Origin of the sequence: Xenorhabdus entomophaga, from assembly GCF_037996725.1 — a bacterium.
GTDB lineage: Bacteria > Pseudomonadota > Gammaproteobacteria > Enterobacterales > Enterobacteriaceae > Xenorhabdus > Xenorhabdus khoisanae.
The window spans coordinates 1-17,171 of the sequence record NZ_JBBMXH010000029.1 but is presented as its reverse complement, the minus strand read 5'-3'; the positions used below and the strand labels follow the sequence as shown (position 1 = coordinate 17,171).

7 protein-coding genes are annotated in these 17,171 nt (G+C 38.4%); all 7 read left to right on the top strand.

Annotated elements, in window-relative coordinates; translation table 11 throughout:
• Positions 1-44: 44 nt before the first annotated feature.
• The 7 genes from AAC854_RS08215 to AAC854_RS08185 all read left to right on the top strand — a co-directional run bounded on the left by AAC854_RS08215 (position 45) and on the right by AAC854_RS08185 (position 17,060).
• On the top strand, positions 45-1,526 hold the full coding sequence (locus AAC854_RS08215; protein WP_340616661.1) for a serine hydrolase domain-containing protein: 1,482 nt from the start codon (positions 45-47) through the stop codon (positions 1,524-1,526).
• 155 nt (positions 1,527-1,681) lie between these two features.
• Positions 1,682-7,456: an SDR family NAD(P)-dependent oxidoreductase gene (locus tag AAC854_RS08210; RefSeq protein ID WP_340616660.1), complete on the top strand. Its 5,775-nt coding sequence runs from the start codon at positions 1,682-1,684 to the stop codon at positions 7,454-7,456.
• A 138-nt stretch (positions 7,457-7,594) separates the two neighbouring features.
• Complete coding sequence (locus tag AAC854_RS08205) at positions 7,595-8,326, top strand: thioesterase II family protein (RefSeq protein WP_340616659.1); 732 nt, start codon at positions 7,595-7,597, stop codon at positions 8,324-8,326.
• Positions 8,327-8,334: 8 nt separating this feature from the next.
• Positions 8,335-8,658, top strand: coding sequence for a darcynin family protein (locus AAC854_RS08200; protein ID WP_340616658.1), 324 nt, complete (start codon positions 8,335-8,337; stop codon positions 8,656-8,658).
• Positions 8,659-8,914: 256 nt separating this feature from the next.
• Positions 8,915-11,350 carry a non-ribosomal peptide synthetase gene (locus tag AAC854_RS08195; RefSeq protein ID WP_340616657.1) on the top strand — a complete coding sequence of 812 codons (2,436 nt, stop codon included), beginning with the start codon at positions 8,915-8,917 and terminating at the stop codon, positions 11,348-11,350.
• Between the two features lie 103 nt (positions 11,351-11,453).
• Positions 11,454-15,899: a beta-ketoacyl synthase N-terminal-like domain-containing protein gene (locus tag AAC854_RS08190; RefSeq protein WP_340616656.1), complete on the top strand. Its 4,446-nt coding sequence runs from the start codon at positions 11,454-11,456 to the stop codon at positions 15,897-15,899.
• A 69-nt stretch (positions 15,900-15,968) separates the two neighbouring features.
• Entirely contained in the window at positions 15,969-17,060 is a 1,092-nt protein-coding gene (locus tag AAC854_RS08185; protein WP_340616655.1) for a saccharopine dehydrogenase family protein, read from the top strand.
• Positions 17,061-17,171 lie beyond the last annotated feature (111 nt).

Genomic DNA, 17,171 nt, shown 5'->3' with positions numbered 1-17,171 from the left:
GACGAATTAAATTTTACAAAATAAAATATCAGGGGCCTTATTGGATGAAAATCAGATTGCTTGTTATTTTTTTTAGCATCATATTCATGACCGCTTCTTTTGCCAAAAGTGAACCAACCAACAATGCTGAATTAAAAAATCAACTTATTAACTATATGGAAATGGGTAAAATACCCGGTTTGTCACTGGTCATTATTGATAAGCACAACAAAACCCACCGAATAACTTTAGGCAAACAGAACGAAAATCAAGATGGAGATATTAAGCAGGAAACAGTATTTGAATTGGGATCGACGAGTAAAGCTTTTACTGGGTTAATCGCGGCACAACTCATTGAAGAAGGAAAAATAAAACAAGAAACGACCGTTTCTTCTGTCCTTCCTTCGCTCTCACTTTATTATGATAATCAGCCGATAGAGGTCAGCTTTATCCAATTGCTGCATCATTCATCGGGGATTCCATTTTCAAGTGTTGATTTTATTTATGGTGGTAACAGCAGTGATTCCCTGGAGAGCATGATCAATCGTATTGAACGGATAGATCTCCAGAACAACCCCGGAACGCTTTATTCCTATGCAACGATTAATTATGATATTGCCGCCAGAATGATGGAAGTGGTGACACAGCAACCTTATTCTGAGCTATTAAAGAAATATGTGTTAACCCCGCTGAAAATGAATGATACCTCAGTTGATGTTATGGTGAACCACAAGGCAACAGGATATCAGATAAGCTATCTTGCTCCCAGACCCTACGATGCACCGTTTTTCATTGCTAATGTTCCTGCCGGATATATTCAGACAAACGCAATTGATATGGAGAAGTGGCTCCGTTTTCTTCTTAAGGATAACGATTCACCATTAAGCAAATATAAAAAGCATATATTTAAGCCCAATACGCAATTATCGACGAATGAGGGTGAAGATGTTCACTATGCACTAGGATGGTCTATAAATAACGATAAAATATATCATACCGGAATGAACCCGAATTTCTCCAGTTTTATTGGTATGAATACTAAATCTAACGTCGCTGTTGCTGTTATGGCGAATGTTAACAGTAATGTCACGTTTACTATTGGTGAACAAATCTTAAAACAACTGTCATCGGGAGATGGGACAATAAACCTGAACTCTGCCAATGAGATTGAACTGTTTGATACATTTGATAGAGTCTTTTTAGCATCAAGTGTTTTACTTTTCCTGTTTTTACTAATAATAACATTCAGAATTTATCGTAATAGTATAACTAAAAAGAGTAGGCACTTGTCTGGGGCAAAGAAAGTCATCGTGATAATCTCAATCCTGGCCTGTTTGGGTTTGGTGCTGTTAAGTTTCGTTTTCCCCTCAGTTTTATTAAATATGTCTTGGAATTCATTGGTTATCTGGATGCCAATGAGTTTTATCCTAATGTCAATATTGTTAATTCTGACTTTAATCATGAGCCTGATTCATTTACTCATCATATTTTTTCGCCATATATCCTATGCTAAAAACCAAAATAAACAGGAGCATGTTAATGACTGATTTTTAATGGGTTTATTTTCGCTCCTTAGTGGATGAATTATAGCGTGATATACGTATTTTGACAGATTATTTCAATAATGCCTTTGTCTCCAATAAAACATAATATCGGAGATCAGGTTGTTTAAATTATCTATAGAAAATTAGGTTGTTAATATATGACGAATTCATTTGATATAGCTATCGTTGGCATGGCTTGTAATTTTCCTGATGCAACTACACCACAGATGTTTTGGCAAAATCTTATTTCAGGAAAAGAAAGTATAAAAAAATTTACTCATGAAGAGTTGATAAAAAACGGGTACAGCGAAGAAGAGATCAATGATCCTAACTTTGTCCCCGCTAAAGCGATACTTAATGATTATAAGTCCTTTGATAACAATGTATTTGGTTATCTCAAAGACGAAGTTGATAAAATGGACCCGCAATGCCGGTTGTTACACGAATGCTGCTGGCATGCCCTGGAAGATGCAGCGTATATTCCCGGCGATAATAAAGACAGAATTGGTTTATTTGCGGGTGCGTCGATCAATTTACCGTGGATTTCTAATCAGCTAAAACAGAAGCTGACTCCGGCTGAAATCTTTGATGCGGTGAATTGGAGCCTGCCGGAATCTATCATTACCCGAATAGCTTATCGATTAGGTTTAAATGGGCCGGTGATGTCTGTGCATACCGCCTGCTCAACTTCTTTGGTTGCCATTCATACCGCCTGCCAATCAATATTAAGTGGAGATTGTGATCTGGCATTGGCTGGTGGGGTTTCCATTTCATTACCTCAGGAATCCGGATATACATATCAGCGGGGAATGATCCGCTCGGCTGATGGGCACTGTCGTCCATTTGATGCGCATTCGAATGGTACTGTGGGTGGCAATGGAGTGGGAATTCTGCTTCTGAAACTCCTTGATCGTGCTTTAGAAGATAATGATCAAATCCATGCGATTATAAAAGGATCATCAGTTAATAATGATGGACAACGTAAAGTGGGGTTCACCGCGCCAAGTATAGAAGGGCAGGCAGAGGTTATTGCCAGTGCGCATATGTTGGCTGGCGTGGAGCCTGAAGATATCAGCTACATAGAATGTCATGGGACAGCCACTGAAATTGGTGATCCCATTGAAGTGACCGCACTGGCACGTGTATTCCAAAATTCCCATCATGTTTGTTGGTTGGGCGCGGTAAAAAGTAATATTGGTCATTTAGATGAAGCCGCCGGTGTTGCGGGCGTCATCAAAACTATTATGTCATTGAAGAATAAGCAATTAGCCCCTACTCTGCATTACAATAAGCCGAATGATAAGCTGCATATAGATGAAACACCGTTTAAAATTGTAGCCAGCCCTATGGATTGGACAGTGCCTGCGGGGAAAAAAAGAATGGCAGGCGTCAGTTCTTTTGGTATTGGGGGAACGAATGCGCATATTGTGATTGCGGAAGCTGATCAGCAAGAAGAAGTACAAGATGACGGACAGCCGAATGTATTTTTAATTTCAGCAGAAACGCCGGTAGCGCTACAAAATAATCAACAGAATTTGCTGAATGCACTTAAAGGCTCTAAACCGTACCGCTTGAATGATATTGCGTATGTTTTGCAGGAGGGAAGAAAACACCACCGCTATCGTAAAGCGTTTGTTGGTGCAACATATCAGGAATTATGCTCGGCTCTGGAAAGAGAGACGACGAACCCGGTAAAAGCAAAAGATCCAGAACAGAATATTGTGTTTATGTTTCCCGGGCAGGGAGCACAGTATTCAAATATGGCACTGTCACTTTATGAAAACCACTTATTATTCCGTTCAATAGTTGACCCATGTCTGCTTCTTGCTTCTGAGTATCTTGGTGAGTCTTTGCAGGACAAATGGTTTAATCATGGCGATGGTGATTTGCTTAGCGAAACACAATATGCACAGCCAGCCATTTTTATTATCGAATATGCGCTTGCCAAGTGTTTAATTGATATAGATATCAATCCCTCAATGCTCATCGGTTATAGCTTTGGGGAGCTGGTTGCTGCAACTATTGCCGACGTTTTTACATTAGAAGACGCATTAAAGTTTGTTGTAAGACGTGGGCAACTCATGCAAAGCCTGCCTACCGGCGCTATGCTGAGTATCCCACTGCCTGCATCAGAGGTATTGCCGCTTTGCCCTGATCACATTGTTATTGCAATAGATAATAAAGATTCGTGTGTCGTTTCATCTGATGAACAATCCATTGAAGAATTTTCTCAGATATTAAAGAAAAAACGTATCCTGACGACTCCCATCAAATCTAAACATGCAGCACATTCCCCCGCAATGACAAAAATAAAGGAAGAATTACTGCAAATACTTTCTGGTTTTGCGTTAAATGCGCCGAAAACAGCAATTATGTCCTCTGTGACGGGTAAAATACTTTCTGCCGGAGAAGTCACATCAATTCACTATTGGGCTGAACAAGCGGAAAGAACTGTGTGTTTTGTTCAGGGAATGGAAAATATTCTTAATACCAGTAATCATTATGTGTTGATTGAAGTGGGAGTGGGAAGAGATCTCGTTAATTTAATTCGCCGGTATACGACGCCAGAATCCTCGCAATCAATCATCCAATTGCTTCCGGAAGATACTAAAGCTGACAGCCATCCTTACTTATTCTGGACTGGGTTAGGAAAAATATGGCAACAAGGCATTAAAATTCAATGGGGAAAAATACGCACATCACCAGATTGCAAACGTATTTCACTGCCCGGTTATGCTTTTGACCGGAGTATTTACTGGCCTGAAAATGCGAATTTCTTACATCTGTTTTCTGGCAATGAAAGTATAGAAACGAGTCAGACGCCTATTACCAAGAATGGAAATATATCAGATTGGTTTTATCAATCTGTCTGGCAACAGGATATTTTAAGAAACCTGAGGCAAGAGAAAAACGTTAAGACCGCGCTTTTATTCAAGTTAGGGGATAATTCTGAGCAAAGTACCCTTTACGAACAAGCATTAATCAATCATTACCACAAAGTTATTCAAGTCAGGCTTGGTCAGCAATGTAAATTGGAAATTAGCGCTCCGAGCACCATTCGTGGTCTCAACAGTGAAGATCATGCAAATTTATTCAAATTTCTTAACAATAACCAGATGTCAATTGAAGACATTATTATTGATTGTACCGGTGTAAACCTGACGGTTAATGAACAATTGGCTTCGGTACTTTATTTACTCAAATCACATCGCGCATTTTGCAATATAAATCACTTAAAGGACATTACCTTACTCATCCAGAATGCACGTGAAGTTTGTAATGAACCTGATATTGATCCGAATGCGGCGGCGATGCTGGTTATCAGCACAATTATCCGACAAGAATTCCATGAAGTATCTTGCCGGGCTATCGATGTTGGTCATGTTAAAGATTGCTCTGCTGAGATGCTGATACGCGAAATCGAAGAAGGCGGAAATAAAACGGTTATCTACAGAAATAACCGGAGATGGACTGAAGCATTCTTACCGTCTACTCCCTTTATGAAGGATGAGGCTTCCCGTTTGAAAAAAGAGGGAGTGTATTTACTCATCGGTGGGCGTGGTTTTATTGGTCATACATTCTCCCAATACCTTGCTACAGAATATAACGCTAATTTGGTTATTTCTTCACGCGCCAAATATGAACATGACCAGAAGTGGCAATCCGTTGCCGATGCTGCAAAAACGCTGGAGTTTGTTCAGGTTGATGCGAGTGATCATGATGCCATGAAAAAGCTTATCCATGATTTGGTTGCCAATTATGGCCGTATTGATGGGGTATTCTACCTGGCGGGGTTAAGCGATGACGCTTCGTTCAGATCAATAAGTGAAACGGATATAGGATATATTGATAGCCATCTCGTTCCTAAGCAAAAAGGGGTAACGGTATTAGAACAAGTTTTGGAACCTGTTGATTATGACTTTTGCCTGATCGTGTCTTCTTTGGCGCCTATTCTCGGTGGTGTCGGATTTTTCGCATATGCGGCCGCCAGCGCCTATTTAGATGCGTTTGTATTACGCCATAATCGGAGTAATAGGAAAACATGGGCGTTAATCAACTGGGATGGCTGGGAATTAGCAGAGAAAGAAAAAATTAACGCGGGAGTGGGCAGTAGCCTGTCACACTTGCTTGTGACGAGAAGTGAAGGCATTTCTTTATTAGAAAAAGTACTCGGGTATCGGGAAGAACAGGCCCTTGTGATCTCAACGGCGGATATTAATGCACGCATTGCCCAATGGTCGGCTCCTGCTGTCCACGATAATGAGACAGCCATTCAACATGGGAATTATGCAGCAAGACCTGATTTAGATTCTGAATATGTCTTACCAAAGAGTGATATTGAGAAAAAACTCGTCTCAGTTTGGCAAGATTTTCTGGGAATTGAACCGATTGGCTTAAAAGATGATTTCTTTGAACTGGGCGGTAATTCACTTAAAGCGATAACTTTATTATCGAGGATTCACAAAAATTGCAAAATAGATGTTTCATTAACACACTTCTTTAAGAACCCGACGATCGAAGATATTGTTATTTTATCTGCTTCACAGGCAGAATCAGAGTATCAAATGATATTGCCGGCAGAAGTTCAGGAAACCTACCCGCTATCACCCGGACAGCGGCGGCTTTATCTGCAACAGATTATGGATAAAAATTCAGTTGCTTATAACGAAACAGCCGCATTTAACATTGTCGGTAAATTAGACAGGGACAAGTTTAACAAAACACTTCAATTATTATTTAAACGACAGGATTCACTGAGAGCATCATTTATTCTTTGTGAAGGCGAACCAAGACAAAAATATCATGATGATATTGAAATAAATATAGAATATTTAAAGCTTGACTCATCCAATATGAGTGATGATGAAGTGAAAATTAAGGTTAATAGCCTTATCAGGCCATTTAAATTAGACGAACCACCATTGATAAGAGTGACCCTGATTGAAGTTCGGGAAGGAAGCTACATATTCTTCTTGGATTTACACCACATTATTTCGGATGGGCTTTCTCAAGATATTTTTGTAAGAGATTTTTTGGAGCTTTATCAGGATAAGGAACTGAAACCGTTAGAAATACAATATAAAGACTATACTGTTTGGCAACAAGGAATGGTAAATGATAGCAGTATATTGGAACAGAAGGCGTTTTGGTTATCAACGTTAAAAAATGTACCTGAGCTTAAATTACCCATAGATTATGCCCGAACAAATGAGGTGGGTAATATAGGTGGCCGGATAGGTTTTGTGATTGATAAGGCATTGAGTGATCAACTTGATGCGTTGGCAGAACGCGAAAATATCACAAAATTTATGCTTTTCATTTCGTCTTATGCGCTTTTGATGAAAGATATATCCGGACAAGATGAATTTGCATTAGGCACACCCATATTGGGACGACCGCAAAGTGAACTGCAAGGTATCATTGGTATGTTTGTAAACTTGTTGCCGATTGTCTTTGAGTGTAACGGTGAATTACCCTTTAAGCACTTTGTCAAAAGGGTCGCTGAAAGAACGATAGCCTCATTTGAGCATGCTGATTTTCAGTTTGAAAATATGGTGAAGGAGCTTAATATTAAGCCAAGGTTAAATAGAACACCGATTTTTGATACCGTATTTTCCTATATGAATATTGGAATGGCCGATTTTGTATTACCTGACGTTAAATTCTCTCGTTACGATCTCCATCAGGAGAATACCCGATTTGATATTACCTTTTTTGTTAAGGAAAATTATTCAGGCTATGAATTCAATATTGAATACAAAAAGGATTTATTTAAAGAAAAAACAATGGAGTATTTCAAGCATCGATATATTGCATTGTTAAATAACATTGTCGCTTATCCTGATAAAGACATTCAATTTATATTGAATGCAAACAATGGAAGTCATCATGATGAAGTGACGGAGAGTGATTTTCTGGACTTTAATTTTTAGCCTGAAAGATGAAGGGCATAATTTCCTGTTAAATTAAATATCATACGTAGCTGCCCTTATGATTTCCCATTTTTTGAAAGAGAAAAATCCGGATATTAGAAGGGTAGTTTAATTCATTATCTTATTTATAGAGCCAGTATGTTAGATAAAATTCATTTAAATACACCGATAAATGCAAAACTGAGATTATATCTTCTGCATCATGCAGGGGGATCTCACATGTTTTACAGGGCATGGCAACGAGAATTACCTGATTGGATAGAGTTTATTGCGATAGAGCTTCCTGGCCGGGGGCTGAGCTTTGGCAAAGCGTGCCTGGAATCTATGGAAGATATTTTAGCAGCGTTATTGCCTGTGATTAAGACCGATAAACCTTTTGCGCTTTTCGGGCATAGCATGGGGGCATTAATGACTTATGAATTGACTTTAAAATTGCAAGCGCGCTGTATATATCCATTGTGGATTGGCCTGTCTGCATTCAAACCACCTCATATAAAAAAAGCAGAGTTAGTTCATCGCGCCTTAATGACGGAAAATCAGTTTTTAGATTATTTAAAAACATTAGGAGATATCAGCGGATTAACTGAAGATAAACATGCGATGAAAATCATGCTTGAAATAATCAGAAAAGATTTTAAAGCAATAGATGATTTTATTATGAGTGAATCAAAGATTAATAATAAAACCGCAGTGGGTTTGTTTTATGGCAAAGAGGATTCAGAGGTGACATATGAAATGATGAAAGGTTGGCCTGACTATATTTCAGGCCGATGTACAACCTATGGATTCCGGGGCGGGCACTTTTATTTACAAGAGGTTAAAAGTGAGGTCATCAATAAAATTGCCCTTGAAATAAATAAAATTATATAGGAAATAAAATGAAATATGTCATTATTTGGACATTGATTTTCCATCAGAAATGGAATGTGCTTACGCGGAATGAGCGGAAAAAATTGCAAAATGAATATTTGCCAGAGATATTGGAAAAATACAGTTCATCAATTAGCCTGAGAACGATAGATACTGAGGGTTTTACCGCAGAGTTTCAGGATTTTGTTATTATAGAAACAGAAAGTTTAAGTGACTATTATTGTATGTTGCAGGATATGAGGAACACACAAGTCTTCTCTGAAGGATATTTGAGTATCTCTAAAGTCTTCATGGGTATTGAAAATGCTCATGAGGTTTATAACGATGATTAATTTTAGCTAATTTCATGGGTTTTAAATACATTCTTTGAAAAACGCCAACGGGAACGTTAATTAGGTCAGCTAATTTATAGGGTCAATTGAGTCAACGCTCAAATGATGGGATATTTATATAATGAATGTAAAAAATGAATTAAACACAAACATGGATAAAGAATATTTTTGGAAGAAAATAATTAATGATCATGAGCCATCAGAATTTGAAAAATCTCTGATATTCAATCATGATAGCGTGAACCGGCAAAAAATAGTGTTTTCACGTGAGGCATCACAAAATATTTTAACTATGGCGAATGGTTCAGATAAACGATTAAGTGCTTTACTGATATCATTAACGGGTTTTGCTCAGTCAATGATGCAGAGAAGCCAAAGCTCTTTAATTTTAACCACAAGCTATCTCGATGATGGTGAAGAATCCCAGATAATAGGTGTTCCGGCAAAATATTCACCGGAACAATCTTTGGCAGAATTAGTAAAGACCGTATCAAAAAGCATACAGAATTTATTACAGTATAGATTAGGTTCATTTCACGAAATTTGTGAACAACCTAAATTTTTCACATCGTGTATTCTTTTGAAAAATTGCCAGGCAGTGAATAAAGAAATTTATAATTTATCTGTTTCTCAAATATTTTTTGAACATGATGATGAAATAATAAGTTGTGAAGTTCATTCACCTTATCATGTTAATTATTACGCCGAAATTATTAACATGGTCGTGTTGTTGAGCCGTCAGATTCGTTCCCGGAAGACGCTCAGTACGCTCAAATTATCTGAAGAGTCGGGTGTATATGCCCATCACTTTACACCTGAGATTGACAGTCACTCGACTATTCATTCTCTATTTGCAGAACGAGTAAAACAGCATCCTTTGCGCACAGCGATTACAGATGAACATTGTGCGCTCAGTTATATCGAATTGGATAAATTAAGCTCAACGTTTGCCACTAAATTGTTAAGCCGGGGTATTAAACAATATGATCCCGTCGGTATTCATATGAATCGCTCATGTGCCGCCATTGTTGCTATGCTGGCTGTTTTAAAAACAGGGGCTAAATATTGTCCGCTTGATATAAATTGGCCTGCTTCCCGAAAGAAACATGTCAAAGATACCGCCTCGATTAAGCATGTCATTGTTTCTGATGAAACAATCTGTGAGCTTGAAGACTGTCAGAATATTCTTTATGTATCGCCTGATAGTGATACCAATATTGATATCGGTGAACAGTGTCATCTAACGTCAGAAGATTCTGCTTATGTTATTTTTACGTCTGGTTCAACAGGTGCGCCAAAAGGTGTTGAAGTTTCGCATGCTACTGTCATAAATCTGGTTTTAGGTTTACATGACAGAGTTTATCAACATTATCAGGGCACTCTGAATGTAGCCATGATGTCTGCACTGAGTTTTGATGCCTCAGTACAACAATTATATCCGGCACTGTTACTCGGCCATACTCTTCATATGGTGCCTGAGTCCGTCAGGCGGGACGGAAAAAGTGTGGTTGAATTCTGGGATAAGAATGCTATCCAGATTGCAGATTGTACGCCGACACATTTACGGATGATCCGAACACAATTCGCTGAACATTCAATTCGTTGTACGGTCAATCATCTTATGATTGGTGGTGAATTGCTGGAAAAACATAACTGGCATAATTTTGCCAAATGTTGGGAGTCGGTTCCTAACGCTTCTAATGCTTACGGCCCGACAGAATGCTGTGTGCAATCCACTTCTTTTGAGTTTAACGAGAAGAGTGAAATTCAGACACCGACAATTCCCATTGGTTTTCCGATGCCGGGTGAAGAGATTATATTGATTGACGACTTTTTAAGACGGTTACCTGAAGGTGCCATTGGTGAAATTGCCATTGCAGGGAAGGGGCTTGCAAAAGGCTACATCAATCATCCGGAGTTAACCGCTGAAAAATTTATTACTATCGAAGGTAAAAAATATTATAGAACCGGTGATCTGGCCCGATATTCAGGAGAGAATGGCTTAATCTATCTTGGCCGATCCGATAATCAGGTCAAAATTAATGGTTATAGAATTGAATTAGGTGAAATAGAAGTCATTACTCAAAAAACGCTGAATGAACAAATCAATGGATCTGAACCCGGTTTGAAAACGATTTGTGATGTTTTTGTTATGGTTAATGCCCAAGACCCGGATAATAAATTTTTAGTGGCTTATATATATACCAATATTGCATTTAACGGAGAGGTCTTGAAGAAAGCATTGGCGGAACGTTTGCCTGATTACATGGTTCCGAGTTATTTCATTAAGGTTGAAGAGTTCCCGCAAAATAACAGCGGTAAAATTGATGTTGCGAGGTTGCCAGATCCCAGAAATATCGCAAGAAGCATTGAGATGAAACCTTGCAGTAGTGAGGTTGAGGTCAATATATTATCCCTGTGGGCTGAGGTTTTAAAAATAAATAAGGAAAATATCAGTTCAAGTGATAATTTTTTTGATTTGGGTGGCTCTTCATATACCTTGTTACAACTTAGTATCAAATTGAATGCGTTTTTTAATAAGGAAATTGAAGTTGTTGATTTATTCCAATATACCACAATAGAACAACAAGCGATTTTTATAGAATCTGATGGAAAGGCAGAAGAAAATAATTTGGTTGGCGATAATCAGGTTGAACAATTTTATAATGCGATAGGAATGTTTAATCATTGAGTGTAAATAGCCGAAAATAAGATGATAAACAATCAGTATACGAATGGATTTCGTGAACTTTCGATTCGTATTTATTTTTAATTTTCATTGGTGATGACATATTATGAATAAAGAAGAAAATCCAATTAATGATAAATTACCTCAAAAATTAACAGGTCTGGAAATCGCTATTGTTGGTATTTCCTGCCGGTTTCCTGATAGCCCGACGGTCGAAAGTTTTTGGAAAAATTGTCTTGAGGGTAATGACTGTATCACCCGATTTTCTGATGAAACGTTAGCCAAGAATGGTGTCCCTGAACATGAATATAAGCACCAGAATTATGTTAATGCGAAGGGTGTGATTGAACATCCTTTGCGGTTTGATGCTGAGTTTTTCCAATACAATAAGCGCGAAGCGGAATTACTTGAGCCACAAATCAGGCACCTTCATGAATGTAGTTTTGAGGCATTAGGTTCAGCAGGTTTAGTGCCTTCAGTTTATAAAGGAAAAGTAGGCTGTTATTTGGCGGCCAGTGCCCAGTTGCAATGGCAAATGGCCGCTTATGAAGAGAGCAAGCAAGACGGTGTCGGTTTATTTTCTGCATTTAGCCTTATCGAGAAAGATTTTGCGGCCACGCGCTTAGCGTATAAGTTGGGGCTGACTGGCCCGGCCGTTGCACTACAAACCGCTTGTTCTTCTTCATTAACCGCAGTGCATATGGCGGCTCGTGCATTATTACTGGGCGAATGTCAGTTGGCTTTAGTGGCCGCCGCCGCTTTGGTGACACCAAACCAACAGGGATATCTCTATCTGGATGGCATGATAGAATCACCGGATGGTGTTTGCCGCCCTTTCGATGAACAGGCCAATGGCACTGTGGGAGGTGAGGGCATTGGCGCCATTGTGCTGCAACCGTTAAAGCAGGCTCTTGCAGAAAAACGGCCTATTATTGCTTTAATTAAGGGAAGCGCTATTAATAATGATGGCGCAAGAAAGGTAGGCTATACCGCGCCCAGTATTGAAGGGCAAACGGACGTTATTCGCAGTGCAATCACAGTATCCAAAATTGATCCTAAATCAATTTCATATATTGAAGCACACGGAACGGCAACTAAATTAGGTGATCCCATTGAAATTACGGCGTTAAAAAATGTATTCCATGATTGTCCGGTGGGCAGTATTGCAATAAGTTCAGCTAAATCTATTATTGGGCATCTTGATAGTGCTGCTGGTATGGCCGGTTTAATTAAGACTGCATTAATGCTGAAAAACAAAATGCTTTGTGCCAATAAGTATTTCAGTACACCCAATTCTAAATTAAAGCTGGAATCATCACCTTTTTACATTAATAAAAATAGCCAGGAGTGGCATAGCGAATCAGTCAGAAGGGCGGGTGTCAGTTCTTTTGGCATTGGAGGGACAAATGCACATATCATCCTTGAAGAGATGCTCCATGAACCATTGAAACCTGAATCACCTGAGCAATTGGCATTGTTGCCGTTGTCTGCCAAGAATACATCAAGTTTATCGATGATGGAAAATGCGCTGCTGAAACTTCTGTCAGAGAAAAAGCATAAATTGTCTGATATTGCTTATACCCTGCAACAAGGGCGGGAACATTTTGATTTCCGATCTGTATTGGTTTGTTCCGGGAGTGAGGCATCCTACACTTTATCTGATTTTATTCACGGAAAAGCAGAACATTCAGCCAAGAGGATCGTCTTTTTATACCCGGGACAGGGAACACAATATCCGGGTATGGCTTATGCCTTGTATCAGCAGGAAGAAATATTCAGAAATAGTTGTCAGGATTGTTTCGCTTTATTATCTGAAGATACTCAAAAAGAGTTGCATGATTTTTTTGTGAATATATCTGGACAGAAGAACGTATCCAACGAAATAACCCAATTGGCTATTTTTATTGTTGAATATGCCATGACATCTTTACTGCAACATAAAGGATTTAAACCGTTTGCCTTACTCGGGCATAGCTTAGGTGAATATGTTGCGGCAACAATATCTGGCGTATTTTCCCTCAATGATGCCCTGCATTTAGTCAGTCAACGGGCAAAACTCATCGAAATGATGTCGCCTGGGATGATGCTGAGTGTCGCATTAGGAATAGAACAGATACGCAGTTACCTTGATGAAGAATTTGATATAGCTGCAATCAATGGTAAAGAATCTGTCGTCATTTCTGGTAGTGCGGCTAATATTGAGAGGCTGGCATCTGCTCTTCAAAATGATAATATCCAATGCAGAAGATTAAAAACTTCTCATGCGTTCCATTCCAGAACAATAAATGAGATTCAGGCAGAATATGCCAAAGCGTTAAATTCAGTCAGTTTTAACCATCCTGTAATACCCATTCTTTCTAATTTAACCGGTGGCTGGCATTCTGAAGAGGGTATCAGACAACCTGAATATTGGTTGTCACATCAACGAAATACCGTTAATTTTTTAGGTGGCATAGAAACATTATCAGAGTTCAATGACCTTGTTTTTATTGAATTGGGGCCGGGTAATACTTTATCCAGTTTCATACATAAGTATTATCAGAACGAAAGTGAAAATAAACCATTAATCATAAATATGATTAAACACCCTAATTTGACAGATGATGACCATGACTACTTTTATCGTCAGCTTGGAAAAATATGGTGTAATACCGAAGGCATAGACTGGCAAAGTATCAATCAGCCACAAGGGCATTTTATTCATATGCCGGTGTATCAGTTTGCCAGAACGGAGTATACTCAACTCAGGGATAAATTAGTTTCTGGCATCAATGTAAGTCGTGAGAGTAATACGTTAAATCATAATAAACTTTATTTCCCTGGTTGGCAGAGAGAACTTTATCCTCAAATAGAAGAAGGGAATGCAGGTCAACCGGTTTTTATTCTTTGTACTCAATCAAATAATACCGATTACCTTGCTTCAGGCAAAACATTGTGGCCTGATAGCACAGTGGTTTTTATTGATGATTCAGACAATATTAAATCATTAACACTATTACCTGAAAGTAGGTTTATTCTGATCCCTGAGAAAGAAAGATTCGAAAATGATCCCATTGAATATTATTTAAAATGGGTTGAAGGGCTTCGCATCATTTTAACTCTGCTAGAATTGCAAGCTGCAAGATTTATTCTTTTCACACCTGAAATTGAAAATGTACTGGGATGTGAGCAAGCGATACCAACGATTTCGTTGTTAAAGGGTTTGCTTCAATCAATTTCGCATGAATATCAACAGCATCAAGTCATGCAAATAGATTTATCCGGAAATGATGTACCGGATAACAGATTTAACTTGCTGATACGGGGGCTTGTGAATTCAGGTAACTATAATCAGGTTGCAATACGGCATGGTCAGTTATGGCTTCCTGAATTCAAACCATTATCAATAACGCCTCTGAATAGTGTTGATAAAGTACATGGATTACAAGAAGGGGATTTAGTCTTTATTAGTGGGGGTCTTGGTGGCATTGGATTAAAGCTGGCAGAATCATTAGCAATTAAGTATCGTGCACGTTTTGTCTTAGCTTCTCGCTCACAGTTTCCTGCAAGATCTCAATGGGGTCTTATAAAGAAAGATCCGGCTCAAATGGAAACGATGAAAAAAATTGAGAGTATCGAAAAAATAGAACAAGCCGGGAGTAAAGTCTATGTTCATTCTGTTGATGTCTCTTGTGAAAAAGATCTTCATTCATTGCTGCAATCGGCTGAAAAAGAACTGGGGCCGTTCAGTATGGTGATACATGCAGCAGGATCTGATGCGGGGGCATTAATTGCGCAACCTAATCTCACATTGCATCGTGATATCATGGTGGCCAAAGTCTTGGGTGCTAATAACCTGCTTTCCTATTTTAGTGACAAAAGCCTTCGTTCCATGCTGTTTTGTTCTTCTTTGCTATCTTATTACGGAGCTTCTGGGCAATCTGCATATGTTGCGGCCAATGCTTATTTAGAGGCGATGGCAGACGACCAGAAGTTTCCTTTCAGGATCTGCTCCATCTCCTGGGATCGATGGTTAGAAGTGGGTATGGCGGTTAATGCCATAACAAATCCCAGTACAGCGATCGGTTTAACTAATCAAGAAGGACAAGATGTATTTCTTCAGATAATTTCCCATTATCCTAATAAATTTTCAGTGTCAGTATTACCAATCAAAGACAGAATAAAACAAGATGAGCTTTCGCGATTAAATAATAAAGATTATGTATACAATATAAAACATTCGCGTGTTGAGAACTCAATAAAGGAGATTATTATAGAAGTATGGGGACACCAGTTGGGTCTTTCTGAACTGGATGAATATATAAGTTTTTTTGACTTAGGTGCGACTTCGCTTGATATTGTCCAAGTTAACGAAAAGTTAAAGAAGAAGTTAAACATGGATATTCCCATTGCAATGATGTTTACTTATAGTTCTGTAGTTAAACTGCAATCTGCGTTGCAGAATATAATCAATGAATACAGTGGCAAGCATCAAGATAAGGAAAATATAAATCAAAGTGATAGAAGGAGTTTAGCTAAAAAACGCATGAATAAAAGATTACGCAATAACTGAAATTGTATGTCTAAATGTATTTAGTCATTCGAGGAAGAAAATTTTGAGTTCTATTCTTAGGGGTATTAAATGAAAAAATTATCTGTCTTGTTAGTTGGGGGATATGGCATTGTTGGGCAGCAAGTTGCGCAGATTTTAAATCAGCATGCGCCTGAGCTGGCGTTAATTATTGCAGGGAGAAATATTAATAATGCCAGACAATTAGCCCAAACGTTAGGAAATGCAACGGCAGTGGCTCTTGATATTGATAATATCAATTTATCAGATGAAATGAAAATTGACATAATATTAGCCACTGTTAATGATCCCAAAGATAATTTATTACATTTTGCAAATAAAAATGGCATCGCTTATATAGATATAACGCGTTGGACTGAACGATTGCAGGTTGCGCTAAGCAAGGCTGTAATCATGAGAAATAAAAAACCAGGTTCAATGATTTTTGCTTCATCGTGGATGGCGAGTGTGGTTGCAACACTTGCCAATAATATGAGTAAGTCATTAGTGAACATCACGAGTATTGATATCAGTATACTCAGTGCTTCGAATGATAAGTCAGGCCCGGATTCATTTGATTATTTGGATAGCCTTGCGGCCCCATTTACGGTAAAACAAAATGGGAGATATCAGAAAATACTCCCATTTTCGGATGAACGTATTATCTCATTTGATGATAATTGTCGGTATAGTGTTTTTCGCATCGATATGCCTGATCAATTTACTTTGCCTTTAATAACAAATGCTCAAACCATTGCCACGAGAATTGGTTATGATAATCATAAGGCGAATAAGATCTTATCATTTTTTATAAAGAATGGTATTTGGAAACTGATATCAGGTGATCTGTTTAAAAAGTTACGTAAAAAGATTTTTTATCATCCCGGTACAGGCGATCAGCATCAAATTCGGATTGATATACATGGAACTGATGAAAAAGGGGAGCGAAAACACCTATATATCCATATTAAAGACCCGAAGGGGCAAGCACATTTAACCGCTACAGGCGCTGCTGCTTTAGTTATACAGTTGGCTGAACATATTAAACGTGATCAAGGTGATATTTTGATGATGGGAGAAGAGTTTTTATGTACTGAAAAACTTAAAGCACTTTTACAGTCAGAAGATATTATTCTGAATGAGAAAAATGAAATATTAAAGTGACTTGGATTCGCATGATAAGTGCAATTTCTGAAAAAGGCGGTCAGTTGCTATAGTAGGCATCTTTCTCGCCAAAGGAAAATGCACTATGACCTATAAACAACTGACCGAATC